At 67.9% G+C, this 25,284-nt stretch carries 16 protein-coding genes and 6 pseudogenes; 13 read left to right on the top strand and 9 right to left on the bottom strand.

The window, feature by feature from the left end:
* Positions 1 to 238 precede the first annotated feature (238 nt).
* Together J1C73_RS34440 and J1C73_RS35865 are read right to left on the bottom strand one after the other, a co-directional pair.
* A complete protein-coding gene (locus tag J1C73_RS34440) occupies positions 239 to 1,267 on the bottom strand; it encodes a hypothetical protein (RefSeq protein WP_242643622.1) in 1,029 nt (342 codons plus the stop codon).
* A gap of 20 nt (positions 1,268 to 1,287) precedes the next feature.
* Positions 1,288 to 1,464: pseudogene (locus tag J1C73_RS35865) on the bottom strand (helix-turn-helix domain-containing protein); the annotation flags it as partial.
* A 218-nt stretch (positions 1,465 to 1,682) separates the two neighbouring features.
* On the opposite strand from J1C73_RS35865, the gene J1C73_RS02930 reads away from it, so the two are divergent.
* A complete protein-coding gene (locus tag J1C73_RS02930) occupies positions 1,683 to 2,021 on the top strand; it encodes a hypothetical protein (protein ID WP_207314942.1) in 339 nt (112 codons plus the stop codon).
* 742 nt (positions 2,022 to 2,763) lie between these two features.
* A pseudogene (locus J1C73_RS02925) lies at positions 2,764 to 3,431 on the top strand (IS6 family transposase).
* Between the two features lie 598 nt (positions 3,432 to 4,029).
* Here the strand turns inward: J1C73_RS02925 and J1C73_RS02920 are convergent.
* The gene (locus J1C73_RS02920) at positions 4,030 to 4,614 is read right to left on the bottom strand and encodes an IPT/TIG domain-containing protein (protein ID WP_207314940.1); all 585 of its coding nucleotides are present in this window, start codon (positions 4,612 to 4,614) and stop codon (positions 4,030 to 4,032) included.
* Between the two features lie 1,359 nt (positions 4,615 to 5,973).
* Here J1C73_RS02920 and J1C73_RS02915 point away from each other — a divergent pair.
* The 3 genes from J1C73_RS02915 (at position 5,974) to J1C73_RS02905 (ending at position 14,158) form a co-directional block, all read left to right on the top strand.
* Entirely contained in the window at positions 5,974 to 6,183 is a 210-nt protein-coding gene (locus J1C73_RS02915) for a DUF5988 family protein (protein WP_207314939.1), read from the top strand.
* A gap of 179 nt (positions 6,184 to 6,362) precedes the next feature.
* Positions 6,363 to 7,646 carry a beta-ketoacyl synthase N-terminal-like domain-containing protein gene (locus J1C73_RS02910; protein WP_207314946.1) on the top strand — a complete coding sequence of 428 codons (1,284 nt, stop codon included), beginning with the start codon at positions 6,363 to 6,365 and terminating at the stop codon, positions 7,644 to 7,646.
* Positions 7,647 to 7,789: 143 nt separating this feature from the next.
* Positions 7,790 to 14,158 carry an SDR family NAD(P)-dependent oxidoreductase gene (locus J1C73_RS02905; protein WP_307797593.1) on the top strand — a complete coding sequence of 2,123 codons (6,369 nt, stop codon included), beginning with the start codon at positions 7,790 to 7,792 and terminating at the stop codon, positions 14,156 to 14,158.
* A 157-nt stretch (positions 14,159 to 14,315) separates the two neighbouring features.
* On the opposite strand, the gene J1C73_RS35860 is transcribed toward J1C73_RS02905, so the two are convergent.
* Positions 14,316 to 14,582, bottom strand: coding sequence for a hypothetical protein (locus J1C73_RS35860; protein WP_207314937.1), 267 nt, complete (start codon positions 14,580 to 14,582; stop codon positions 14,316 to 14,318).
* A 10-nt stretch (positions 14,583 to 14,592) separates the two neighbouring features.
* Here J1C73_RS35860 and J1C73_RS02895 point away from each other — a divergent pair, with 10 nt between their 5' ends.
* Positions 14,593 to 15,336: an IS3 family transposase gene (locus tag J1C73_RS02895; RefSeq protein ID WP_207314936.1), complete on the top strand. Its 744-nt coding sequence runs from the start codon at positions 14,593 to 14,595 to the stop codon at positions 15,334 to 15,336.
* 37 nt (positions 15,337 to 15,373) lie between these two features.
* On the opposite strand, the pseudogene J1C73_RS02890 reads toward J1C73_RS02895, so the two are convergent.
* Positions 15,374 to 15,796 (bottom strand): annotated as a pseudogene (locus J1C73_RS02890) (transposase); the annotation flags it as partial.
* 62 nt (positions 15,797 to 15,858) lie between these two features.
* Here J1C73_RS02890 and J1C73_RS35380 point away from each other — a divergent pair.
* The 3 genes and pseudogenes from J1C73_RS35380 to J1C73_RS02875 form a co-directional block, all read left to right on the top strand.
* Positions 15,859 to 16,167, top strand: a complete 309-nt coding sequence (locus J1C73_RS35380; RefSeq protein ID WP_207314935.1) for a transposase — start codon at positions 15,859 to 15,861, stop codon at positions 16,165 to 16,167.
* A 57-nt stretch (positions 16,168 to 16,224) separates the two neighbouring features.
* Entirely contained in the window at positions 16,225 to 17,916 is a 1,692-nt protein-coding gene (locus tag J1C73_RS02880; RefSeq protein WP_207314934.1) for an ISAzo13 family transposase, read from the top strand.
* Positions 17,917 to 17,923: 7 nt separating this feature from the next.
* Positions 17,924 to 18,829, top strand: a pseudogene (locus J1C73_RS02875) (IS3 family transposase); the annotation flags it as partial.
* A gap of 229 nt (positions 18,830 to 19,058) precedes the next feature.
* On the opposite strand, the gene J1C73_RS02870 reads toward J1C73_RS02875, so the two are convergent.
* Both J1C73_RS02870 and J1C73_RS02865 read right to left on the bottom strand, forming a co-directional pair.
* The gene (locus tag J1C73_RS02870) at positions 19,059 to 19,652 is read right to left on the bottom strand and encodes a hypothetical protein (protein WP_207314933.1); all 594 of its coding nucleotides are present in this window, start codon (positions 19,650 to 19,652) and stop codon (positions 19,059 to 19,061) included.
* A 665-nt stretch (positions 19,653 to 20,317) separates the two neighbouring features.
* Positions 20,318 to 21,319 carry an SGNH/GDSL hydrolase family protein gene (locus J1C73_RS02865; RefSeq protein ID WP_207314932.1) on the bottom strand — a complete coding sequence of 334 codons (1,002 nt, stop codon included), beginning with the start codon at positions 21,317 to 21,319 and terminating at the stop codon, positions 20,318 to 20,320.
* Between the two features lie 503 nt (positions 21,320 to 21,822).
* Between J1C73_RS02865 and J1C73_RS02860 the strand changes: the two genes are divergently transcribed.
* Both J1C73_RS02860 and J1C73_RS02855 read left to right on the top strand, forming a co-directional pair.
* Complete coding sequence (locus tag J1C73_RS02860; protein ID WP_207314931.1) at positions 21,823 to 22,152, top strand: antibiotic biosynthesis monooxygenase family protein; 330 nt, start codon at positions 21,823 to 21,825, stop codon at positions 22,150 to 22,152.
* A 219-nt stretch (positions 22,153 to 22,371) separates the two neighbouring features.
* Positions 22,372 to 22,794 (top strand): hypothetical protein, encoded by a 423-nt coding sequence (locus tag J1C73_RS02855; protein ID WP_242643625.1) that lies wholly within the window; start codon positions 22,372 to 22,374, stop codon positions 22,792 to 22,794.
* Here J1C73_RS02855 and J1C73_RS34425 read toward each other — a convergent pair.
* Positions 22,716 to 22,897, bottom strand: a pseudogene (locus J1C73_RS34425) (IS6 family transposase); the annotation flags it as partial. The gene J1C73_RS02855 and the pseudogene J1C73_RS34425 sit on opposite strands and share 79 nt — an antisense overlap.
* A 70-nt stretch (positions 22,898 to 22,967) precedes the next feature.
* On the opposite strand from J1C73_RS34425, the gene J1C73_RS02850 reads away from it, so the two are divergent.
* Both J1C73_RS02850 and J1C73_RS02845 read left to right on the top strand, forming a co-directional pair.
* Positions 22,968 to 23,591 (top strand): hypothetical protein, encoded by a 624-nt coding sequence (locus tag J1C73_RS02850; RefSeq protein WP_207314930.1) that lies wholly within the window; start codon positions 22,968 to 22,970, stop codon positions 23,589 to 23,591.
* A 207-nt stretch (positions 23,592 to 23,798) separates the two neighbouring features.
* A pseudogene (locus J1C73_RS02845) lies at positions 23,799 to 24,059 on the top strand (GNAT family N-acetyltransferase); the annotation flags it as partial.
* A gap of 257 nt (positions 24,060 to 24,316) precedes the next feature.
* Here J1C73_RS02845 and J1C73_RS02840 read toward each other — a convergent pair.
* The gene (locus J1C73_RS02840) at positions 24,317 to 24,643 is read right to left on the bottom strand and encodes a helix-turn-helix domain-containing protein (protein ID WP_207314928.1); all 327 of its coding nucleotides are present in this window, start codon (positions 24,641 to 24,643) and stop codon (positions 24,317 to 24,319) included.
* Positions 24,644 to 25,284: the final 641 nt, after the last annotated feature.

The raw sequence follows: 25,284 nt of genomic DNA, 5'->3' as shown, positions 1-25,284 counted from the left end.
TGCAACAGGCCGTGTTGCAGCGGGCGGCTGCAACAGCCTGGACCTGCGCGGATGGCGCCGATCCCCCACGCCCGCTCCGGGTGTTGCAGCGTTGCAGCACACGGGTGCGCCCGGCCGGCGTCGTCCTCCTGGTCCTCGTCGCTGTACGTCGTCCCGGTGGCGTACAGCGGCGTCCGGAGACGTGCGTGGCCACCGCGGCCGGGGTGGTGGGCGGGTATTCACCGGATGTCCCTGGCCGCTACAGCAGCGTCGTGGTGACGAGCCAATCTGCGACCGTGTCCACGCCCACGGCTCCAAAGACAGGGCCCATGGGCATGGTCCACCACGCGATGAACGTGACGATCTGTGCCGCGAAGAGCACCTGGCTGAGCCTGCCCAGACGCGACTCGTCCAGCTTCAACAGCCCCATCAACACCCCCAGGCCGAAGTACGGTCCCAGCAGGGTGACCGCGGCGGCGATGAACATCATGAAGATGCTGGGGCCAGGGTCGGCCGCCAGCGCAACGAGGAACGTCAGCCACAGCACCAGGCTGACGTACGTCATCAGGGCAACGCAGAAGAAGCTGCGCCCGCCCGTGGGCTTCTCGTCGTTCGCGGGTGGTTCGAAGGGTCGCGGTGGTTCGGGGGTGGGGCTCGGGGCCTGACAGATTGGGTCCTGGTGCGGAGGGCCGGCACTGCAGGCGAACGGATTCTGAGCGCCCGGAGGGTCGGCCCTGCGGGTGCCCGGGAGAGCGGCGAACGGGTCCTGGGCGCCCCGTATCAAATGGACTTTCCCTTTATATGTAACCGCGCGAGTCGTCTGCTCGGGTTGTCGGGCGGGGACGGCCAGCACGCTGGTGTCCTGCGTTGACACCCCGGGAACCGCCTGTGTCTGCTCCTCGACGAGCCGCAGGTTCTGCTCGCGCAGGACGCCGACTTCCCGCTGCAGCAGGCGGGTCTGCTCCTGCTGCTCGGCGAGTTCCGCTTCGATCTGGTAGCTGTAGTCCTGGGCGTGACGCAGGCTGTTGTTCTGCGTTTCGACCCGGTCGAGTGCCTTTTCCAGTTCGCGGGCGAGACGGCTGATCTGTTCTTCGAGGCCGGCCAGTCTCGTCTCGGCGACCTGCTGCGCCCGGCCCTGCTCTTCCCGGAGGCGTCCGAGTTCTCTTCTGACCTGCGTGAGCCGGACGGCCGGGGAGCCACTGGCGGAATGCGCCCTGCCGCACAGGTCCTCCAGCCGTGCGTATGTCTCTGTTTCCAGGGGTGGTCCTGTCCGGCGAGGAAGGACCACAGGCCATCCAGGAACTCGGGCGGAGCGACGCGCTCCCCGTTGAGGTAGCGGGAGAGCGCGGCCGGGGAGATGTGCACGGCCAGGGCGATCGCCTTCTGGGTGCCGCCCCGGGCAGTGAAGCCGGACACCACCTCCCGCAACGCCGCCGCGTAGACGACCGAGGGCGCGGGCTCGTCCTCGGTTCTGGAATCGTCCATCCGGTTCCCCGTCCCCCAGCGCCCCACCGCACAGTACGGCTGAGTGATTGTTCCCCATCGCCAGCAGGGAAACCCTCACACGAAAACGCCCCGAAATCACGGGCGTTGACGATTGCCGGGAACAGGCTGTTCCCACTCCCGCAACGCACACCCCCGCCCGAGGCTGCTATCAGCGAACGCACGGGGCGAACGCGTACAGGAGTGAGTGAGGTCCAACGATGGCTGTCTCCCCGAACCTGGTACCCGCTTCGGTCACCGCTGTCAGCGGTCTGGCCACAGCAATGGCCGGCGCCCCCTGGTGGGGCGTCGTGATCTGCCTGGTCCTCGTCCTGGCGGCAACCTCCATCCAGACCCTGTTCCCCCAGGACTCCCCCGACCGCCTCACCTGGTGGACCAACCACCGCGAGCACCGACTCCTGCGCCGCGCCGACCGCCGCGACACACCCCGCACCACCGGCATGACGCTCCGGCCCGCACCGAGCCGGTGGCCCTCCCCCGACGGCAAAGGGGCCTCAGGTGAACCGGGGGCGCAGGGTGTCCGTACTGGCCGCTGCTGATCGCGGCGCTGAGGAAGTGTCAGGCGGGATGGTGGGGCAGTTCCTCGTCGGTCCGGCCACCGGTTTTGAGGGTCCGCCGCGGGGACGGGGGCGCCGCCGGGCGCGTGCCGAGCACGCCTCGGGCTCGCAGTTCGTCGAGGTCGGACAGGCGCTCTCCGGGGAGAGCGTCGAGCAGGTCGGCCTGGGCGGCGCGGGAGCCTGGGGGCCTGCGCCAAGGGCACGGCGGACGGTCACGCCGGCCATCGTACGGGCAACGCAGCACCGACCCCGCCGGCCGCCGGGCTCCCGTGCAACGGGGTGCCGGAGCGGCGGCCGGGATCGTGGTCCATGAGCAGCGTGTTGACCCTGGCCTGCAATGGTCGGGTCTGTGGTCGGCCTACGCCGGGCCCGTGGTCGGGCCCGTGGTCGGGGCGGGCCCGACGTACGGGCCGCCTAGTTGAGGACCTGGACCTCACCGATCCGCACACTCCCTTTGCCCCGGGGAGGGTGCCGGTGCAGATCCCAGTCCTTCACCGGGCCGGCGAGCGGCTTGGGCTGGACGGGTTGATCTTGAGGGGCCGATCGTAGAACGTCCGAACGTAGAAGACCCTCTTCACAGTGCGGCAGCACAGTGACTGCGGCGAGGGGCACTGTCACGTTGACTGACCGGGTGGGATGATCTTCTGGTTGGTCATGCTGGGAGGGGGCGTCCGTGGACAGCGCATCGCCGTCGTACAACGGGCACCGGTACCCGGTCGAGGTCATTGCCACTGTGTGTGGCTGTACCACCGCTTCCCGCTGTCGTTCCGCGAGGTCGAGGAGCTGATGCTCGAGCGCGGCGTGGTCGTCTCCCACGAGACGGTCCGCCGCTGGTGTGCGAAGTTCGGGCAGGCCTACGCCAACGGCCTGCTCCGCCGCCGGCCCCGGCCCGGGGACAAGGGGCACCTGGACGAGGTCTTCGTGAAGATCAACGGAGAGCAGAAGTACCTGTGGCGGGCCGTTGACACCGACGGCAACGTGCTCGACATCCTGGTCCAGTCCCGCCGGGACAAGGCCGCGGCCCGGCGCTTCTTCCGCAAACTGCTCAAGAGAACCTGCTCGGCGCCGAGGGTGATCGTCACCGACAAGCTCCGCTCCTACGGCACGGCCCACCGAGAGGTCATGCCCTCCGTCGAGCACCGCGCCCACAAGGGCCTCAACAACCGGGCCGAGAACAGCCACCAGCCCACCCGGCAGCGCGAACGCGCCATGAAAGGCTTCCGTAGCGTCGGCGGAGCCCAGCAGTTCCTGTCCGCGTTCAGCGGCATCTCACCCCACTTCCGACCACGCCGCCACCTGATGACCGCCCCCGAATACCGCACCGAGATGACCACCCGCTTCGCCATCTGGGACCAGGTCACCGGCGTCGCCGACCTGCCCGCCGCGGCCTGAGCACGGAGCCGGAACCCGACCCCACCACACCCGACACACCATCAGGCACTCACACACCCAACAACGTGACAGCGCCGTGGTGTTCGCCCTTGCCGACATCCAGGCCGAGGAAGATGTCGATGTCGCCGGTGTCGATCACGTGCAGGCCCCTCCATCACGCTTTCGTCCGGCCTTGCCTCGGCACCGAGCTGCCACACCCACGTTACGGAGAGCTCTTCCGGTTCGGGTGAAGCCGGTGCTCAAGCCCTTCATCAGCGGTCCGTCGATGCCTCCGGGCCCGGTGACACCACCCCCCGGATCATCAACCGCAACAAGGGGGGAAGCCATGCCGGGCCCGGAGGCCAGCGGTCCCGTTGCAGGACCGCGAAAAAGATAACGGGGGCCGACCGATCTGAAGCGGCCGGATGCTGTCCACGCACGCTCCGCAACGGACAGTCCGCCGTCACGTCCTCGGCGCCACTGCCGCCGAGCGGGCCGATCGCCCTGAGTCGCCCCTTGTTTCCAGCAGGCGCCGGTCCGCGGAAGGAACCCGCGGACCGGCGCTGTTCCGCCATGGCCAGTCAGCGTGCGACATGGCGGCGGAGGAAAGGTGACGGGGTCAGACGTAGGTGTAACCGCCCGGGACAGTGGCGGAGCCGTACGCGGTCGTGACCACGACCGGGACGTTGCCCGCGGCGGCGCCGGCCGGGACGATCCCGATCAGCAGGGTCCCGGTCGGGTCGGCACCCAGCACAGTGGCCGCAACTCCGTTGACGGTGACGGTGCCACCAGTCAGGTTGGCACCCGTGATCACGAACGGGGTGGCACCGACGACCGGGCCCGAAGCCGGGTTGATGCTGACGGCCGTGGGAGGCACAGGAGTGGACGTGCCCAGGTAGGTGTAGGACACAGAATTGCTCGTACCACTGCTGTTGGTCACAGTGACCGGAACTACGCCCGCGGCGTGCGCCGGGACCACCACCGTGACAGTCAGCCCCAGAACGTCCTGGGAAACGACGGTGGCCGGCGTGGTACCGAACAGAACGCCGGTGGCTCCACTGAGGCCCAGCCCAAGAAGCTGAACCGTATTGCCGCCCGCGGCCGGCCCGGAGCCGGGCAGGACTGCGAGGAGCAGCGGACCGAGGGGGAAGGGCAGTTGGGCAGCCGACCGGGACTGGTCGGACGAGATGACGGATGTGGACATGACGGGTCCTCCTGCGAGAGTAGCTGCGTACGACGAACCATTGCGATCCGCACGTGGATTGACCGAGACCGACCCCAGACCTCCCTGATGCCCGCCGCGGGGTCAGGAGCGGGAAGAAGAACCGCCCTCGGTTCCGGGAAAGCCGACCGGGCAACGGCTCACCGGCAATGAATCCGCCTGGGACGGAACGGACTCGACAGCAACCGGGAGCCGACGGGCATCAGCCACGACACGAGCACGACCGCCCGGCTTCAAACAGGACGGGCCGCCTGACCAGCCGATGACCGGGAACACCCATCGACCGCTCTCCGGAACAACCACACGGACGGCGGCACCACTCGCCGAGACCCAGGAAAGAGGGCCGTAACGGGCGGGCCGACTGCCGAGCTCCCCGGAGAAGGATGGACGGCCCACCGGTTAACAACTCTCAGTAACCCCAATGAATGAACCGACATCAACCCCTGCGACAATTAGTCACCCGATTAGCCCAGTCAACAATTTGATCCGGGAGAGGGCCGGGCTGGCGGGTGCCGCCGTGATCGCGCCAGCCACGAGAAGGTCATTTTCACCGAACCAGTCGATATTTTGGGGCAATTTTTCGGTGCGTGCCATTTCGCTTCAGTCGCGGCATTTCGATGGCAAATCGCCACGAACCCGACATCAGGGCCCGGTGAGGCGAGATTTGGAGAGCTCGCCGGGAAGTGAGTGTTCGTCCATTTTGCAAATTACGCCACACGGGTGAACTGTCGTCGGTCTCATTGCGAGGCAATCTGACTCCGTGGGATAACCGTTTTGAATCCAACCGGTGGGCTGCCCTCCTCTCCGGGGAGCGTGGCAACCGACGATCCGCCGCAAAACTGGCCAGCCAGTGGTGAGCGGCATTGAGATCGTTTGTCGCACTGAGCGCCCCTCGGCAAGGAAGAGGCAGCTCGCATCACCTCGTCAAGGGACGCCATGCGAGCTCTCTGTACCGTTCCATCCCTCATCGGCATACGTCTCCCGCCATCGGGGCGGGCCATGACCCCGACGGCTGCCCATGCCCGGACCCTCGCGCTGCGCCGTGTGGTCACGCTGGTCAATGCGGTCGCTACGGCACACGCCGCCGGCTGTGGCGCCGGGACGTTCACCCCGCTTCGAGGTCGGCCGCCGATATCGTCCGCGCCCCCTCCGAGCCAGCCCCCGCGTCCTGAAGAGTGACGCGCCGCGCATGGGATTCCTGGACCAGCTGCGCGGCTTCGTGACACTCACCGTTCTGTGGTGGAAGCATTTCCGGCTGCGCTTGAGGCGGCACGGCGGAAAGCAATCGAACAGACGCCTCCGCTGAACACGCAGCGCTAATTCTCCCAACTGGAGAGTGATATGCCTCAATCGATTCGCGTAATGCTCAGCGGAGGACCGGAGGAATCTCCTTCGACCTGGGAAGTGACATCACTGAAAGGTGAAACGAGAGTGACGGTCCCCCGCGGGAATGGTTATGAACATTTCGAGTTCGCGGATCACTATGCCGAATTTGGTGGCGAACTGCTGCCGGTCTATCGCTGGATCTACCGCACATACATTGCCGAATAGGGACCTGTTCGAATCTGTTGACTGCGATATGGAACCTCTTTCCCGACAGCACACACCGCTTACGCGTGGGTGCTACCAACTGATCCGGAGGGGATCAAAATGACGACTTCTCTGTTACACGTAGGTGTGTCGTGAGCGAGACCCCCCTCTCGGACAGCGGCCGGCAGGCGCGGGATGCCATGGTCACCGGTATCGGGTTCTGCCTTCCCGGTGACGGGCGACCCGTCTTCACCGCAGACGACCTGTGGAACATCGCCTCCCAAGGGGCCTCCTGCCTCTTGCAGAGCAACACCTACTACGGCTCCGTAGGCCTCTCGGACGCGATGTTCGACGAACGCCTCCCCGACGTCGCCCCGTTCTTCTCACGCCACTACACCGCGGCGCACAAGTTCGGCCTGGTGTCCATGGCGGAGGCCTGTTCGGACGCCGAGCTGGATCTTCACTCGGGCGACTTGGCCGACGCGGCGATCCTGGCCGGGCGCGGCGGCGTGGACGCGAACATCGACAGCTACCTCGCAGTGCTGCGAGCCGACCCCGAGACCACTCGCATGACAGAGGCGATGGAACTCTTCGTCGCGGCGGAACAGTCCGTCACTCCCTCCGACGTCGCCCTGGTTCAGGGGGCGCTGGCCCGCTCGAAAGGCCCCAACTTCACGGTGTCGTGCGGCTGCGCCTCATCCGCGGTGCAGATCGGCAACGCCCGGCGGATGATCGCCGACGGCGAGGTCGATGTCGCCGTCGTGACCGGCGTCGACATCTTCAGCGTCAAACTGATCAGTAACATTCAGCGCCTGCTGCGGGGCGCGCAGAAGACGTACGACACCATCCGGTTGGACGACATGCCCGCGCTCCTGCCGTCCTTCGACTCCCTCATGCGCCCGTACGACCGGCGTGCCGACTGCATCAACCACGGCGAGGGATCAGTGACCGTCATCATGGAGAGCCGGGAGCACGCGTCCCGGCGCGGCGCTCATCTGTACGGTCAGGTGCTCGCCCAGGCCACGACTCGGGACGGGCTGGCCAACCCCCTGGCGTCCGACGAGACGGGCAGAGAGCTGGTGACCGCTGTCCGCCGGTGCCTCGGGGACCGCTGGGATATCGGCCAGGTGCCCTACGTCCATGGCGGCAGCGACGGCAACGTGGTGGTCACGACCTTCGAAGCGAACGCGATCAAGGAACTGTACGGATCCGCCGCACAAGACCTGCTGATGACGTCTCAGGAAGGCTGCTTCGGACACAACGGTGCGCCTGCGGGATGCCTGGGTGTGGCTCTGACGCTGCTCATGATGGAGCGCGGCGAGGTGTGCCCCACCGCGAACTGCGAGCAGCCCGCGGACAACCTCACCTTCGACCCCGTTCCCGGCGTACTCACCCGGCCTCTCGACTTCGACTACGCGCTGAGTTTCAACTACCAGCTCGGCGGAGTGAAGAGCGCGATTCTCCTGGGAAGCCCCGACGTCTGAGGCCCGCCCCGGGTAACCCTCGTCCTTCCCCGACGCCTGTCCGACCCCGGTGGGCACACGCGCGCCACAAGCCCGGGTGAACCGTCAAACAGAGGCGGGGACTTCCCTCTGCCCTGCGCAGCCAATCGACAAGGAGAACCCTCGTGGGTCGACACAGGCATCCCTCCGACAAAGCAACGGACTCCATCGCTGTGATTGGCATGGGCTGCAGGCTTCCTGGCGACATCGACTCTCCCGCGGCCCTGTGGCGGCTGCTGGCGGAGGGGCGGGAGGCGGTCGGGAATCCGCCGCCGGGACGCGAGGCACTCTGGACACAAACCGGCGCTGAACGGACCCCAGGCGTGCCCACACCTTCTCAGCAGGGCGGATACCTGAGCGACGTGTCAGGTTTCGACGCGGACTTCTTCGGTGTCTCCGGCCGCGAGGCGGACGTACTCGACCCCCAGCACCGGCTGCTGCTGGAGGTGGCCTGGGAGGCGTTAGAACATGCCGGGCTGCCACCGGATCAATTGGCGGGCTCACCGACGGGGGTCTTCGCCGGTCTCAGTTACAACGACTACATGGATCAGCTCGCCGGGCAGCCCCAAGAACTCGAGGGCTCCATTCTGACGAACGGGCACTGCGTCGCCGCGGGCCGTATCTCCTACCTCCTGGGCCTGCACGGCCCCAGTGTGGCACTCGACACGGCCTGCTCGTCCTCGCTCGTCGCGTTCCACCTGGCCTGCCAGGCACTGCTCCAGGACGAATGCGATCTCGCGCTCGCCGCCGGCGTCACGCTCATGCTCCGATCCGGAACAACCCTCTCCTTCGCCAGGATGGGAATGCTGTCGCCAACGGGCCGCTGCCACACCTTCGATGCCGCCGCCGACGGCTTCGTCCGCGGTGAAGGCTGCGGCGCTGTCGTACTCAAACGCCTGGCCGACGCCGTACGGGACGGCGATCGCATCCTCGCCGTCGTCCGCGGTTCCGCCGTGAATCAGGACGGCCGGTCCGACGGCCTGGCAGCACCCTCTCCCACCGCCCAGCGGGCCCTGTTCCAAAAAGCACTCACAAACGCCGGGGTCGACCCGCAGGACATGGGGATGATCGAGGCTCACGGAACGGGAACCCCAGTCGGCGACCCGATCGAGTTCGCCAGCCTGGCACAGGTATACGGCACCGGCCACGGTCAGTGTGCTCTGGGATCGGTCAAGACCAACCTCGGACACCTGGAGCCCGCCGCCGGGATCACCGGACTGATCAAGACCGTCCTGTGCCTCCAGCACGGGCTCATCCCCCCCAACGTGAACTTCACCCGCTGGAACCCTGCCATCGCCGCAGAGAAGACCCGCTTCTTCGTACCCACCCGGTTGACTCAGTGGCCCGTACAGGCGCCGAAGAGGCTGGCCGCGGTCTCGTCCTTCGGATTCTCCGGTACCAACGCCCATGTAATCCTGGAACAACCGCCACTGGACAACCGAACGCCCCTCCCACGTCAGCGACCGATCCCTGCCGCCGCACCCGAGGTGGTCCTGGTCCCTGCCGGATCCCCGGCCGCACTGCCAACCGCCGCGCTGCGTCTGGCCGACTGGCTGGAGGGCGACGGCGCCAAGGTACCGCTGCGCGACGTCGCGTATACCTTGGCCCTGCGACGCAGCGCGGGGCGGGGACGTCTCGGAGTCGTCGCCGGTTCAAAGCGCGACGCGGTCGACGCACTGAGGTCGTTCGCAGCGGGCCAGGCGCACCCGGCCGTGGTGTCAGGGCCGACCAGTGTCACCGTCACCCGGCAGCCGGTATGGGTATTCTCCGGGCAGGGCTCGCAGTGGCCAGGCATGGGACGCGAGCTGCTCCAGCAGGAACCGGCCTTCGCGGCAGCCCTGGCCGAAGTCGATTTCTATGTCTTCACCGAGGCCGGGTTCTCCGTACTGGACGTGGTGAGCGCCGGTGAACCGGTGACGGAGTGCTCCAAGGTGCAGCCGGTCCTGTTCGCCATGCAGATCGCGCTGGCCGCTACCTGGCGCGCCCATGGAGTCGAGCCGGCCGGCGTCATCGGCCACTCCATGGGAGAAGTCTCGGCCGCCGTCGTAGCCGGGGCGCTGTCAGTGAAGGACGGCGCCAGGGTGATCTGCCGACGCTCCGCGCTGCTCACCCGGATCGCGGGAGCCGGCGCCATGGCAACCGTAGGGCTGGACCAGGCCGCGGTGACGGCCGAACTCGCCGCCAACGATGCCGAGTCCGTCTCCGTTGCGGTCCTGTCCGCGCCGGACTCCACCGTCGTGGCCGGCGACACCGCTCAGGTGGAACGGCTCGTCACCGCCTGGCAGGCCCGCGGTATCCCGGCACTGCCCATCGCGGTGGACGTCGCCTCCCACAGCCCGCAAGTGGACCCGCTGCTGCCCGAACTCCTCACCGCCCTGTCCGGCTTGACGCCCCGGCGCCCCAGCATCCCCTTCTACTCCACCGTGCTGGAGGACCCGCACGAGGTGCCGGCCTTCGACGCCGCCTACTGGTGCGCCAACCTGCGCAACCCGGTGCGCTTCTCCTCCGCGGTCGCCGCGGCCGCCGCGGACCGGAACCTGGTGTACGTCGAGGTCTCCCCACACCCAGTGGTCACACACGCCGTCGCCGAGAGCCTGGGCGACCTGGTCGGCGAACCGGTCGTGCTGCCCACGCTACGCCGCGGGGAGTGCGAGTCCACCACGTTCCGCACCCAGCTCGCGGCCCTGCACTGCGCGGGTGTGAATGTCGACTGGTCGCCGCTGTACACGCAGGCCGGCCTCGCGGATGTCCCCACCATCGCCTTCGACCGCAAGCGCCACTGGGTGGATGCGGCCCAGCCGGCCGCCCCCGGGCAGCAGAGCGCTGCACGCTCGGCCATCGCCCTGCCAGGCAGCCACACCGAGGTACCCGGCGAACAACTGCGTCACTGCTGGCAGGGGGACGCCGGAACCACGGGGCTGCCCTGGCTGACCGACCATCGAGTGCACGGCACCCCGGTACTGCCCGGCGCCGCTCACTACGCCGTCGCACTGACCGCTGCCTGCGAGGTGTTCGACGCCGCCCCCGCCGACGTAGAGGTCACGGACCTCTCATTCCGGGAGATGCTGCGCCTGACCGCACACACCGAGCTCAGTACGACCGTCACCATGATCGCCCCAGATCACGCCACATGCGAGATCTCCGGACGCGGTGATGACGGCCAGTGGGTAACGTACGCCTCCGCCGTGCTGCGCCGCCTCTCCTTGCCTTCGCGCACCCGCACCGTGTCCGTCGCCACCCTGGTCCGGAGGCACCCGGTCACCGTCGACCCTGCAACCCTCTACGCGCGACTTCATTCCCGGGGGCTGGAACACGGTCCGGCTTTCGCCGGCATCACGGATCTGCGCGCCTCCCGCAACCGTGGGAGCTTCTGGGCCCGCGTGGAGGTTCCGCAGTCCGCACGGGCCGGAGAGCACTCCTTGCGGGTTCACCCGGTCCTCGTTGACCTCTGCCTGCAACTTCTGATCGCAGGGCCCGTCGAGGACGCCGGCCAGGGGCTGATTCTTCCCGTCCAGGTGCAGGCGGCACGGATTCTGGGCGATCCCACGACGGCCGTGTACTGCCACGCGCGGATCGTTGAGACCACGGCCGACAGCGCCGCAGGGCAGGTCCGTCTGCTGGACGAAGCGGGTAAACTAGTGATGGCCCTCGACGGAGTGAAGTTTGCACGCCGAAGCCCGCACGAGGCCAACAGGGCCGATAAGGCCGACAAGTGGTTCCTTGAGGTCGGCTGGCATTCGGTCCCACGTCCGCAGGCCACCCCGCAGATCCCGCCCGGAAACTGGCTCGTCATCGGGGAGGGCCAGGGAGATGCCGAGGCGCTGGCCGGCATCCTGCGTGAGGCCGGGGCTCGGGCCGATGCGTGGGACACCCCGCTGGGAGATGAGCGGCTCGGACCGTTCGGTGAATCCGTCAGCACCCACCTGGAGGCCAGTTCGTCCCCCTCGCGCGCCGTGGTGATGCTGTGCGGTACATCGCCCACCCTCGCGGACGATCCCACCGTGGGCGCCCAGCGGCGTGCCCGACGAATCCTTGGGACAGCCCAGGCGGTTGCTCGCAGTTCCAACCCCCCTCGCATGTACGCGGTTACCCGGGGCGCCCGTGCGGTAGAGACCGGCGAGACCGTGGATCTTGAGCAAAGTGCCCTGCGCGGCGTGATCCGCGTCCTGGCGTTCGAACACCCGCATATGCGTGCCACGCTGGTGGACGCGGATCACGGCGACCCGGGCCTGCGGAGCCTGGCTGACGAACTGCTCGCCGATGGCCACGAGGACGAGATCGCCCTACGAGGTGCCACCCGTTACATCGCCCGGCTCGATCACGCCCCGCTTGCCGCCTCCGAACAGGTCACGGCCGCCACCCGCACTGTTCGCTACGAGGCGGACGGATTCCGCCTCCGTGCGGGACGGCTCGGGGACCTCGGCAGTCTGGAACTCGCCGCGACCGGGCGGCGTACTCCAGGACCGGGCGAGGTGGAGCTACGCGTCCAGGCAGCGGGCCTCAACTTCCGCGACGTGCTCACCGCCATGGGCCTCCTGCCCGGCGAACAGGACATCCGGTACCGGATGGGCTTCGAGTGCGCGGGTCTGGTGACCGAAGTCGGTCCCGGCGTCGAGCACCTGCGCGTCGGCGACCCAGTGCTCGCCGTTCACCTCGAAGGCGGCGCCTTCGCCTCGTTCGCCACTGTGCCCGCGACCGCGGTCGCCCCGATTCCTGCCGGGCTCGATCCTGTCGCCGCGGCAGGACTGCCCACGGCCTTCCTCACCGCCTGGTACGCCTTGCACCACGTCGGCCGGCTACGCGCGGGGGAACGCGTCCTGATCCATTCGGCCAGCGGGGGAACCGGCATGGCGGCGGTCGCCGTCGCCCGGCTGCTCGGCGCCGAGGTGCTGGCAACAGCCGGCAACGAAGAGAAGCGGCGATACCTACGGGGCAGCGGGATCAGCCGGGTGATGGACTCCCGGTCCCTGGACTTCGCCGAGCAGACCCGCAACGCCACCCATGGCCAAGGCGTCGATGTCGTCCTCAACTCGCTCTCCGGTGCGGCAATCCGCGCAGGATTGGAGACGCTTCGGCCCTTCGGCCGCTTCATCGAACTGGGAGTACGGGACATCCTGTCCGACGCCCCTGTCGGGCTGGCCCCCTTCCGACACAACATCACCATGAGCACCATTGATCTCATCGAACTCCAGCGGACCCGGCCCGATATGTTCGCGACCGTGCTGCGTGAGGTTCTCACCGAGTTCACCGAAGGCCGCCTGAAGCCACTGCTCTGCACCACATATCCGCTCTCCGAGGCCACCGACGCCTTCCGTCTGATGGCCGGCGCCGGCCACATCGGCAAGCTGGTCCTCACCGTCCCGAGCCGAGGGGAGACCACTGCGGTCCTTCCCGAAGGGCCGCCTGTCGTTCACACCGACGGCGCCTACATCGTCACGGGCGGCCTGCGCGGCCTCGGCCTGGCGACCGCGCACTGGCTGGCCGAGAAGGGTGCGAATCACATCGTCCTCAACGGTCGCACACCTCCCACCCTCGCCGCCGCGCGCGCAATCAGGGAGCTGTCCGCCGGCGGTACCCGGATCACCGTCGTACTGAGCGACATCGCCGAACCGGGAACCGCCGAACGCCTTGTGGCCACCGCCACTGATGACCGGACGCCCCTGCGCGGTGTCATGCACTGCGCCATGGTCCTTGAGGACGCCGCGATCACCAACATCAACGACGCCCAGCTGAAGCGCGTATGGAGTCCTAAGGTCACCGGCGCATGGAATCTGCACAACGCCGCAGCAACGCACACGTTGGACTGGTTCGTAGTCTTCTCCTCCATGGCCTCCTTGCTAGGCAACCCCGGGCAGGGCGTGTATGCCGCCGCCAACTCCTGGCTCGATGCCTTCGCCGCCTGGCGGACCAGCGAGGGCATGCCCACGCTCGCCGTCAACTGGGGACCGTGGGGCGAGACCGGTGTCGCAACCGACTTCAGCAGCCGGGGCTACGAGACGATCCCGACCGAGAAGGGGCTACTGGCGCTCCACTCGCTCCTGGCGCACGGACGCGTCCAGACCGGGGTGATTCCCGGGGAGCCGAGCAGCTGGATCCCCCTTGCCGGACGGCAGTCCTCCTTCTTCAGCCTCCTCACCCCGGGTAACGAACACACGGCGGACGTGCCGGAGGGCTCCCGCGACATCCAGACCCGTCTCACGGGCCTCGCGCCAGGCATCGCCCGGCGCACCGCCCTTGAGACCTACTTGGCCGATCACATTCGCGCAGTTCTCCGGCTGGGCGGCACCACCCTTGACCCGCAGACCCCCCTCAAGGCGCTGGGATTCGATTCACTGCTGTCCATGGAATTGCGCGTCCGTCTGGAATCCGACCTCGGGGTCAAGCTCGCCAGTAACTTTGTCTGGCAGCATCCGACGCTATCGGCACTCGCCGCAGGCCTCGCCGAGTGCATGGGCCTTGAACTGCACAGCACCGATCAGTCGACCCCAAAGTGATGGAGAAATCCGGTGGTTTCGTGGCTTCGTGTGTGACAGCCGACTCCAGTCGTAGGTCTGTTCTGACTCCATCTACGGCGGGCGTTGCAGGCGGAGATCGACAGGTCCAGTTCCCGGCAGACGGGCTCGACCCCGAAGTCATCGCGGAGGTGGTTGATCACCGCGTCGGCCTCGTGCGGGGCTGGTCGAGCTCCTTTGCGAAAAGCACGCTGGTGGCCTTCAGGATCTCGTTTGCCCTCCGTAACTCAGCCGCTTCCTTGCGGAGTTGTACGAGCTCGGCTCGCTCGGCCGTGGCGAGCAGGTCGGGCCGGCTGCCGCCATCGGCCTCGGCCTGACGGACCCACAGTGGCGCCGCACCGAGAAGGAACCCTGCGAGCGGCGGCGCCGCGACGTCGAGCTCACCGAGCAGATCAAGGAGATCCACACCCAGTCCGGTGGGCGTCTACGGGTCACCGCGCGTGCACGCCATGCTGAAACGCGACGGCGTCCACGTGGGCCGCAAGCGCGTCGAGCGGTTGATGCGCGAGGCCGATCTGGCGGGTCTCAGCCCGCGCCGGAGCGGTTTCACGCGCCGAGATCCCAAGGCCGCGCTCGCCCCGGACCTCGTTAACCGGGACTTCACCGCCCAGGGGCCGAACCGGCTGTGGGTCACCGACCTGACGATGATCCCGACCGCCGAGGGACCGCTGTGGCTGTCCGCGATCCGCGACGCGTTCTCCCGCCGGGTCGTGGCCTGGGAAACCTCCGCCCGCGCGGACGCCGACCTGGTTCTGTCCAGCCTGGAGTACGCGCTCGCCTCCCGCGAGATCGAGCCCGGAAAGCTCATCCACCACGCCGACCACGGCTGCCAGTACACGTCCATCAAGCTCACAACTCGCCTTGTGAGGACTGGAATTGAGGCGTCGATGGGCTCGGTCGGCGACAGTTACGATAATGCCCTGGCGGAGAATCTGTGGATGCTGACGAAGACCGAATGCGTCCGCGGCCGCGTCTTCGCCACCAGGGCCGAGGCGAACCTCGCGCTCTTCGAGTACTTCGACGGTTTCCATAACAGCCGGCGCATCCAGAAGCGGCTCGGCTACCTCAGCCCGATCGAGTTCGAGGAGAAGCACTACTCCGATCAGGCAGCGGCCAAAAGAGCCAACCTGAAAACCCGTCAACCCACTCTGACCAGCTGACCAGCTGATCAGCACCTCCCGAGCAACGGGGAACCTCAGTCTCCAGGGCGACGGTGAAGGAAGCCCGGTCCGGATCTGTGCCGGGAAGGGTCTCGACGGCCTCGACCATCGCCCGGCGCAGTGCCTGGTAGACGGTCAGATGAGCCCATAGCTCCTGTTGGATCCCGGCCGCGTCCTGGGAGCGCAATACCAGACCGCACTGCAAGGTGTGGCGGAGCGAGTAGAACGCCGATTCGATCTCCCATCGCTCGTGGTAGAGCTCCACCAGTTCGGCGGCGGGGTAGCGGCGGTGATCGGTCAGCGTGGTGGCCAGCCGGTAGTGGCCTTCCAGCCGCAGTCCTTTGGCGGTCGTCACCGCGACGTGCGCGTCGATGACCCTCAGTCGGGTCCCGTTGATCCTGGTCAGGAACGACCCGCCCGGTAGTAGCGCCCAGCGGGCGGGTGTCCGGGGGGCCTTGACCCCGGATCTTGGACACACGAGACACTGGATCCTGCGGATCTGAGAACGGACATCTCGTGGTCATGAAGAACTACCCGCCGGAGTTCAAGGCGGACGCGGTCGCGCTGTACGAGTCACGGCCCGACGCGACGATCAGGTCGGTCGCCGCCGATCTGGGAATCAACCCAGAGACCCTGCGGAACTGGGTGAGGGCTGCCGGAGCAAGCCGTCCACGGGGACGCCGGACGCAAGAACCGGCCCAGCCGCGGCCCCGCTGGAAGCGGAGAACGCAGCTCTGCGGAAGAAGATCCGCGAGCTGGAGGAAGAACGCGAGATCCTCCGCAAAGCGGCGAAGTATTTCGCCGGGGAGACGCGCTGGTGAGGAGCCGTAAATTAACTACTGCCAGTTTCCATGCGGATCGGGTGCGTGCGGTGGTATACGGGCTGGCATGGGGATATCGGATCAGGTCCTGGCGGTCCTGGATGTGAAGTTCGCCGCGGTGCTGCCGCACTTGGACGAGCGGCAGCGGCGTTTGTATCTGGCTTCCGAGGCCGGGGCGTTGGGGCACGGCGGGGTGACGGCCGTGGCCAGGCTGGCCGAGGTGTCGGAGTCGACCATCGCTCGAGGGCAGGAGGAGCTCGCGGGTGAGGCGGAGGTTCTGGGGCGAGTGCGACGACCTGGCGGTGGACGCAAGAGTGCCGCCGAGCGGGATCCGGGCCTGGCCGCGGCGCTCGAGTCGTTGATCGAGCCGCACGAGCTGGGAGATCCGGTCTCTCCGCTGCGCTGGACCACCGCCTCGCTGCGGGACCTGGCCCGAGAACTGACCGAAGCCGGACACCCGGTCAGCGCCCCGGTGGTGGGCGGCCTACTGCATGAGATGGGCTTCAGCCTGCAGGGCATGGCCAAGACCCGGGCCGGCCGTCAGGTTCACGACCGTGATGCCCAGTTCCGGCACATCAACGCCGCTGCCGAACGGTTCCTGGCCGAGGGCCTGCCAGTGGTGAGTGTGGACGCGAAGAACAAGGAGCCGATCGGTGACTTCGCCCGCCCCGGGCGCACCTATCGGCCCAAAGGTGAGCCGATCACCGCCCCGGACCATGACTTCACCCGCCCCGACACCCCGCTGGCCATTCCGTACGGCGTCTATGACCTGGGGAGGGACACCGGCTGGGTGAACGTGGGCACCGACCGCAACACCGCCGCGTTTGCGGCGGAGTCCATCCGGCGCTGGTGGAACGGTCGAGGCCGCCTCGACTATCCCGGAGCCACCCGGCTGCTGATCACCGCCGATGCGGGCGGAGCGAACTCGGCGGACTCCACCCTGTTCAAGATGGACTTGGCCGTCCTGGCCGACGACTCCGGGCTGGACATCACCGTCATGCACTTTCCGCCTGGAACTTCGAAATGGAACAAGGTCGAACACCGCTTGTTCTCCCGGATCACCCATAGCCTGCGCGGACAGCCGCTGACCAGCTACGAAGTCCTACTCCAGACGATCTCGGCCACTCGCACCAGCACGGGGCTGAGCGTCAGTGCCGTCCTGGACGAGAACAACTACCCCACCGGTCGTAAGCTCACCCGGGCCGAGCGCAAGGCAGTCGAACAGCGCGTGGAGCGCGACGAGTTCCACGGCGAGTGGAACTACACCATCGCCCCGCACGACGCTGTCCAGGACCCGCCGACCTCACCAGAACAGAAGCTGGCAGCCCCCATCCCACCCGAGGCCACCTTCCTGCTCACTCACCCCGCATTGACCGGCATGTCCCGCGACCAGTTCGACCAGCTCGTGGACCAGCTCGAACCCTGCCGCCAGATCCTGACAGATGCCGAGCGCCGGGACGATGGCAGTGACGGACGCGGACGCAACCCTGGCTTCGGGATCCTCGATCACCGCCATCGGGTCCTCGCCGCAATCCTCAACTGCCGCAACACCGTCACCCTGACGCTGGCAGGCCAACTGATCGGCAGGGACCGCAACGTGCTGAGCTATCACGCCCACAGGACCAGGCCGCTACTGGCGTTCGGCGGGACCGGCCTCGCCGCGATCCTCACCCGCCAGACCCACCCACCGCGCACCCTCGAAGCCTTGAAGAGCGTGATCGAGCGGCACGACAACATGATCGAAACTGGCAGTAGTTAATTTACGGCTCCTGAACCGCTTCCAGTGCGTCGCCGACCTCCACCGCCGATACGGCGTGAAGCGGCTCTGCAGCATCCTCGGCGTCAGCCGCTCGAGCTTCTACTACTGGCGCCGGACCGCTGCGGACCGAGCTGCCCGGCAGGCGGCCGACGCACAGCTGGCCGCCCGGATAAGGGCTGTTCACCAGGAATCGGACGGCACCTACGGAGTTCCGAGGATCACCGCCGAGCTCCGCGAGACGAGCGGTGAAGCGGTCAACCACAAGAGGGTCGCCAGGATTATGCGGGCGTCCGGGATCGAAGGGGTCCGGTTGCGCCGCCGGCACCGCACCACCGTCCCCGACCCGGCCGCGGCCAAAGCACCGGACCTGATCGGCCGCGACTTCAGCGCCGAGAAGCCCAACACGAAGTACGTCGGCGACATCACCTACCTGCCCATCGACGGCGGGAAGTTCTGCTACCTGGCGACCGTCATCGACCTCGCCTCATGCCGTCTGGCCGGCTGGGCGATCGCCGACCACATGCGCGCGGACCTCGTCACCGACGCCCTGGCCGCGGCGATCCGCGCCCGCGGCAGCCTCGCCGGATCGATCATGCACACCGACCACGGAGCCCAGTACACGAGCAGGGCATTCGCCGAAGCATGCAGGTCAGCAGGGGTGCGGCGAAGCATGAGCGCAGTCGGGTCCAGCGCGGACAACGCACTCGCCGAGTCCTTCAACGCAACCTTCAAACGCGAGACCCTGCAGGGACGAAAGAGCTGGCCCGACGAACGCCGGGCCCGGCTCGACGCCTTCCGATGGCTCCACCGCTACAACACCCGGCGCCGACACTCCCACCTTGGACAACGATCACCGATCGCCTTCGAGAACGCCCTCCACCTCACACCAACTACGCTGGCACCAGCCGCATAACCCGTGTTCAGGATTCGGGGTCAAGGCCCGCCGGCCCTTGACCCTCCGGCGCGACAGCGCGGGCATCTCCGGGTTGCGTTCATCCAGGCCACCACATGCGGGCCTGGTCGCGTTCGGGCTTTCCGGGCGGTCCGTCCAGGGGCAGGCCCACCGCGACGCCGAGCACGTGGGGCAGGTGCTGACGGTGGCAGAAGTCCCGCAGGTCCGGGTCCCGGCTGTAGCTGAAGGGTCAGTGGTCGTCGGTGATGCGGGTGGCGATGCCGTTGCTGATCTTCACCTCGGCGGAGACGCCCTTCTGCGCAGCAGCCTGCAGCTCCTGCTCGGTGCACTTGGTGGCGGACTGGTCGTTCTCGTCGCCGCAGATGTCACCCGCGCCCCAGATCTCCGTGTCATCGGCCGTGAAGAATGCCTGCTCCTCGCCCTTCGGGCCGGACACCGTGTACTTGCCGGGCGCCAGGTACGACACATTCCCGAACCACGTACCGCTCACGCCCTTGCCCACCTTGCCCTGGCTGTCCCCGTCGCCGGCGCTCTCGGGGGCGGAACCCGAGCCGCTCCTACCGGTACCGCTGGAGCCGCTCTTTGCGGCCGGCGCCTTGGCGTCGGAGTTGCCGGAGTTGCTGCCGGAGGAGGCCGGCACCTCGGCGTTGCTGTCCGAACCCGATGAGCCCTTACCTTCGGCAGCCACCTTCGTCGAAGAGGCGGTGGCCGTGGCGGCCGACGAGGCTGTGCCGGCGGTGTCGCTCTGGCAGGCCGTCAGCAGCGCGGTCCCGGCGACGAAAGCGGCGGCGAGCAGAACGGAACGGGTACGCAGGGAGGCCATGAGGAAGGGTCCGTCCAAGAGTCGGAGCAGCTGACGTCTGTGAACTGCTTGTTCACTCACCATGCATCACGTCGTACTCCAGAGAACGGGATGTCCTTGATCCACGACGTTGCTGTGACCATTCACGGACACAGCGACAACGGCCGGCGCGCAGCGTGGGCTGAGCGGTTGATGGCCGCCCGCACGCCCCTGGCGGCGGAGCTTGCAGCGATCCCGGTGCCTCCCAGGAGGAACTTCCAATCCACACGCCCGCGCACGGCCTCCGCGGCCTGCCGGTCCGTCAGCGGAAAGTCGAGCGTGTTCGGGGTCTGGGTCGGACGCTGGGGTACACCGCCTTCCTCCTGAGCGCACCCCGGGCACTCTGTGCGGCCCGGGATGCGCTGACCCTGGCCAGCGGCATCGCACCCCAGGGCTGCTCCCCCTCTGGGCTACGTGGCGGCGGGGAGCGAGGTGAAGTTGGGGGTGTTCCTGTCGAACAGCAAGAGCAGGCGGCCAAGCTCACCACCGAGAAACTCGCGCCAGGCCGGTCACGCTCGGCCCGGCTCTCCTTCGGGCCGGGGAGCCGGGCCTGCTTCGTGTGGCGAGTAACGGGCGCCGCGATCACCTTCGTCTGCGCGGGCGCTGCCTGGATCGCGGACCGTGACCGGGCTGGCACGAGGTTTGGTTCAGTCGAGCAGGCCGAGGTTCTTGACGGCCTGGGTGACCTGGGCGGTCTGGTTGGCCGCTCCGGCGGCGTTTGGGTGGAAGAGGGTGGTGGGGACCGGGCGGTCGTTCTCGCCGACGCCGTTACCGAAGGCGCCGAACATCCACTTGTCGGAGCCGCTCCGGCAGAAGTCGTGGCCGCGGCTGGGGGTCGCGGTGTCGACGTAGGTGTCGCCGTACTTCTCGACGGTGGTCTTCATGATGTGGTTGATGTGGTCCATCTGACGGGCCAGGAACGCCATGTCACCGGGAGCGAGCGTGGCTCCCTGGAACGGGTTGCCGAACTGGCAGTGACTGCCGTCGGCCGGGAAGATGGTGGGGTAGCCGACGAACACGAACGTCGCGTGCGGGGCCCGCTCGTGCAGCCGCGGCATCATCTCGTCGAACTGCTGCTGCAGACGTTCGGTGCGCTGGCGCAGGTCCGACAGTCCGTCGGTCCTGTAATGGTCGGTGCACGGCGTTCCCTGACCCCATGCGAGCGCGCCACGCCGGGCGCAGTCGAGTCCGACCTCGCTGATCAGGTAGGTGTTGGCGCCGATCCCGACGGTCACAAGATCGGTGTCCGTGTTCAGGGCCTCGATCTGGGCCGGCTTCTCCGGGGCGTCGTCCGGGACCGGGACGGGCGGGCCGCCGAACCCGGTCTGCGGGCGCAGGACGCCTCCGAAATTGTTGTCGATGGTCGCTCCGCCGCAGGTGACGTCCCGTACGTGGTCGTAGACGGCGGAGAACTGCGGGTCGCGGGCGAGCTGGCGCGGGTAGCTGGAGGTCGACTGTCCGCAGTAGTCGTCCGTGGTCACCAGGTCCGGCAGGAACTGACCGACGCTGTAGGAGTCCCCGAGGGAGACGTAGTCCTTCTTGGCCACGGCGGCGTGCTGCAGCGGGACCGCGCCTGCTGCGGGGGCAAGCGAGAGCGGTGCACAGACCACAGCGGCGAGCGCGAGAGCACGGCCTAGCTTCTGATACACGAGAACTCCCGGGAAAACGGCCGGAGGGGAGGCCGCCGGACAGCAGCCGCCCGGGATCCCGGCCCAGGTCAACGCCCTTACCATGAAGCCCAGTCAGCGCAGCTTGCGGCAGGCACCACGACGCACGCCCTGAACGGATGATCTTCGACCGCCCCGGTGCTCATAGGTTGACGACACTCTTGACGGACCCCGTGCGGCCCTCGCGGCGCGCCTGGGCGACGGTCTTGCTGGATCCAGTACACGCCGCACGCCGGAGCGATCGAGGTCCGTGATATCGGGTGGGCGGGCTGATTCACGGCCTTGCGGCCAGACACCGACGCCGGCTGACCGGCAGGGGCTACACGCGCGATCACGTACTTCGTACGCTGCGGCCATGAGCTTTCGGCGTAGCAGCGGGCGCCGCCACGTGCCCGGTGCCGGTCCGGTCCGGGCGGCGCCCCGCGGAACCGCGTCATGCACGAGCCGCTCCTCGTCTGCCCACCGCCGTGCGGCAGGATGAGGCCATGAGCGTAGTCAAGATCAACGTACTGACCGTCCCCGCCGAGCAGCGGGAGACGCTGGAGAAGCGCTTCGCCTCCCGTGCCCATGCTGTGGAGAGCTCCGATGGGTTCGAGTGGTTCGAACTCCTCCGCCCCGTCGAAGGCACCGACAAGTACCTCGTCTACACGCGGTGGCGTGACGAAGAGTCCTTCCAAGCCTGGATGGAAGGTCCCATGAAGGCCGCCCACCAGGGCAGTGACGCGGAGAGCGGCGAACGTCCCAAGCCGGCGGCGAGCGGGTCCACACTGTGGTCCTTCGAGGTCGTGCAGCAAGCGGCGCCGACAAACGCGTAGACAAGACGTCGCGCGAGCAGCTCCGGCAGCGCCAGTGAGCGCTTTACCGCCCAGCACGGCCGGATGCGCGAAGAAGCGCGCCTGCCGGGTGGTGTGGGTGTCACCAGGCCGCTCGCAGGCGCAGGGGTGAGCCGGTCACCGGTGAGGGTCGCGTCGAAGTCGATGCCGCTGTCGATCACCACACCGAATCGGCCCCGCCTGACGGCGGGGCCGTTTTGGGTGCCGTGGCTGGACGCGGCGATGGACGCCGACCGGATCATCGCGGCCGGACTGGACGGCGAGGCCGGCGGGCCGCACCCGCTGGCCGGGTGGGTCCACACCCGGGACACCGCGCACATGCTGGCCTGGGCGCTGAACGGCACCGTCCCGCCAGCGCTCGCCGGACGCTTACACCGGCCGAGGCGCGGCCCGGTCGCCGCCGCGCCGCAGCTGGCGGCCGCGGACAGGGCGGTGTTCTTCGACCACCTGCGGGGCACGACCGAGGCGGCGGCCCGGCAGGGCGAGAGCGGGCGTTGTCAACTTGTCGGGCGAGGGCGTGGTGGGGCCGGACTCCGGCTCCGTACTCAGGGCGTAGCAGGCAGGCTGGCGGCCCCAGTGATCTCGTTCCAGATGGTGAAGCGGTGGCGCATTTCGGTGCGGTAGTCGGGTGCGGTCGTCAGGTGGCGGCGGGGTCGGAAGTGGGGTGAGATGCCGCTGACGCGGACAGGAACCGCTGGGCCCCGCCGACGCTGCGGAAGCCATCCAGCTCGACCACCTCGCCGAAGAACACAGACGCCCCCGAACCCACCGACCGGCCAGAACGGCATGATGCGGACGTGAAGAAGAGTGCTGATACGCCCACTGACGAGGACGTCACCGCCCTCTGCGGCCGGGTGTGGGACATCCTGGTCCCCGCCCGCGCCAGCTACCTGGCCGGCGTCTCACCCCACTACGACGAGGTCTTCCATGAGGTCGCGCAGCGAACCCAGCACGCAGGCAGCCTCGGCAAGACAGACATCGCAGCCCTCGTCGTCTGGAAACGGCTCTCCGCACAAACCCGCTGGGTGACAGCACTCCTGTCCCTGCCCGACACCCACGTGCGAGCCGTCACCGAACGGGCCGTCACCGCCGTCCGCGACACCACAGTCCCGCGCAGTGAGGCCGCCCGCACCGGGCGCGGCATCATCTGGGAACTGCCCGGCTTCCGCACCGGCGACGCCCTCGCCTCAGCCGTCCTGACCGCAGCAGCACCGCACCGGATGGCCGTCTACGACCGCCGCGTCCAACACGCCCTCGACACCCTCGGCCTCACCCTCACACCGGGACGCTACGGCCGCTACATGCAACTCCTCGACAACCTCCTCGAGCACGACGCGGCACGCGCCGACGGCTGGACGGCCCGCGACATCGACACCGCCCTGTACTGGACCGGCAGACCCGACCCCGCACCAAGCCCCTGACCAGCGCAAACACGCACCAGATCTTTAGATGCCAGAAACCACCACCAACACCACGCCACCGTTATCAACCAACCACGAATAACCCCAGGCCAGAAGCCCCGCCATCACCCCACTTCGTACCAGAACGCGCCCTGTCATTTCTCAGAAAACCCCCAACACCCCAGCTCAAACCGCAATGCCACACCGACTATGAACCCCGGAATCACAGTCGAACACTCCGTCTACGTCGCCCCCGAAACCCGCGGCCGTGGCGTGGGGCTCAGCCTGCTGACTGCCCTGCTGGCCTCTACCGATGCCGCCGGGATCTGGACGGTCCAGTCCGGGATCTTCCCAGAGAACACCGCCAGCCTCGCCGTGCACCAGAAGGCCGGGTTCCGCGTCATCGGCACCCGCGAGCGCATCGGCCTCCACCGCGGGCGATGGCGCGACGTCGTCCTCGTCGAACGCCGCAGCCCGATCGTCAGCTGAGCGCGACCACAGTCGCGCTCAGCGACTCCGTTCCCACTGACACTCCTGGTGTCGGAAGCACTGACACTTCCACGTCGGCCAACAGCTGGTATCACACCGCCCGCTACAGCAAGATCCCCGCGCTCAAGTCCGGACCCGCGATCCGTATCCCCGCCGCACGCGGTGAATTCAGCATTTGACGAGGTCCCGTTTCAGCCTGGTGGGGGAATCGGTGTGGCTGCTCGACCGCTTCCGGATACGCATACGCCTGGGGCGGCCTATGGGTTCCCCGATTCGGCGGCGCGGTGGTGTTCGGCGTTGATGCGCTGGGCTTCTTCGAGCTGGTCTTCGAGGATGACAATGCGGCAGGCAGCCTCAATGGGGGTGCCCTGGTCGACGAGTTCCCGGGCGCGGGCGGCGATGCGCAGCTGGTACCGGGAGTAGCGGCGGTGGCCGCCCTCGGAGCGCAGCGGTGTGATCAGGCGGGCTTCGCCGATGGCGCGGAGGAAGCCCTGGGTGGTGTTGAGCATCTCGGCGGCCCGGCCCATGGTGTAGGCGGGGTAGTCGTCGTCATCGAGACGGCCGTAGGAAGCGTCTGCTGTCATCGCACCTCTCTGTGGAACACGCTGGAGGGGCCCGGGTGCTATGTGGCACCCGGGCCCCGAAGGAACTGCTACACCATCTGCCGACCCTGATCCTGCGTCGGCCTTCTGTTTCCGCAGACCCGACCTGAGCGGCGTCGGGGGTGCGGGGATCGCGGTTGCTTGACCGGAGACCACCTCACTATCGATGTCCTGCGGTACCCGGGCTCAACACTCCGCCCGGGCGATCCTGATGGCGCCTGGCTCCTCCGTTCGTCCCTCTGGGCCCGATCACTTGCGTACTGCTGGTGGCCTCGAACAGCGCCACTCTTCGGCAGCCAGCCCCGTCGCCCGTCCTGCGTCTGCTCTGGCTTGGAACCCCACTGCCGGACTTCCCGGTACGCGCGCCCGCAGCCGACGCCTTTACCGAGGTGCTGCTGAGAAGCGCACTGCTGGTACTGCGAACTGCGGTACTGCTCTTGGCGGCCCCTGATCACTGCGGGCCACCCGGTCCGGTCGTCAGTCCCGTCGCCGTCCTGCAATCGCTCTGGCTTCGAAACTCCACCACCGCACCGTCCTGCGAACTGCAGTTGCGGGTGCCGCTGCCTGGCAGTTCATCTCTGCCGGGCCTTCCTTGATCTCGGCTACGAGAGAAACCATAACCA

This window comes from Streptomyces laculatispora, from assembly GCF_017353455.1.
Lineage (GTDB): Bacteria > Actinomycetota > Actinomycetes > Streptomycetales > Streptomycetaceae > Streptomyces > Streptomyces laculatispora.
This window is presented reverse-complemented; position numbering and strand designations above follow the sequence as displayed.

Excerpts from the sequence above, each read along its gene's own strand:
- J1C73_RS02840 (WP_207314928.1), bottom strand. The coding sequence starts at position 24,643 with ATGACAGCAGACGCTTCCTACGGCCGTCTCGATGACGACGACTACCCC.
- J1C73_RS02920 (WP_207314940.1), bottom strand. The coding sequence starts at position 4,614 with ATGTCCACATCCGTCATCTCGTCCGACCAGTCCCGGTCGGCTGCCCAA.
- J1C73_RS02910 (WP_207314946.1), top strand. The coding sequence starts at position 6,363 with ATGGTCACCGGTATCGGGTTCTGCCTTCCCGGTGACGGGCGACCCGTC.
- J1C73_RS02915 (WP_207314939.1), top strand. The coding sequence starts at position 5,974 with ATGCCTCAATCGATTCGCGTAATGCTCAGCGGAGGACCGGAGGAATCT.
- J1C73_RS02880 (WP_207314934.1), top strand. The coding sequence starts at position 16,225 with ATGGGGATATCGGATCAGGTCCTGGCGGTCCTGGATGTGAAGTTCGCC.
- J1C73_RS02860 (WP_207314931.1), top strand. The coding sequence starts at position 21,823 with ATGAGCGTAGTCAAGATCAACGTACTGACCGTCCCCGCCGAGCAGCGG.
- J1C73_RS02870 (WP_207314933.1), bottom strand. The coding sequence starts at position 19,652 with ATGGCCTCCCTGCGTACCCGTTCCGTTCTGCTCGCCGCCGCTTTCGTC.
- J1C73_RS02930 (WP_207314942.1), top strand. The coding sequence starts at position 1,683 with ATGGCTGTCTCCCCGAACCTGGTACCCGCTTCGGTCACCGCTGTCAGC.
- J1C73_RS35380 (WP_207314935.1), top strand. The coding sequence starts at position 15,859 with ATGAAGAACTACCCGCCGGAGTTCAAGGCGGACGCGGTCGCGCTGTAC.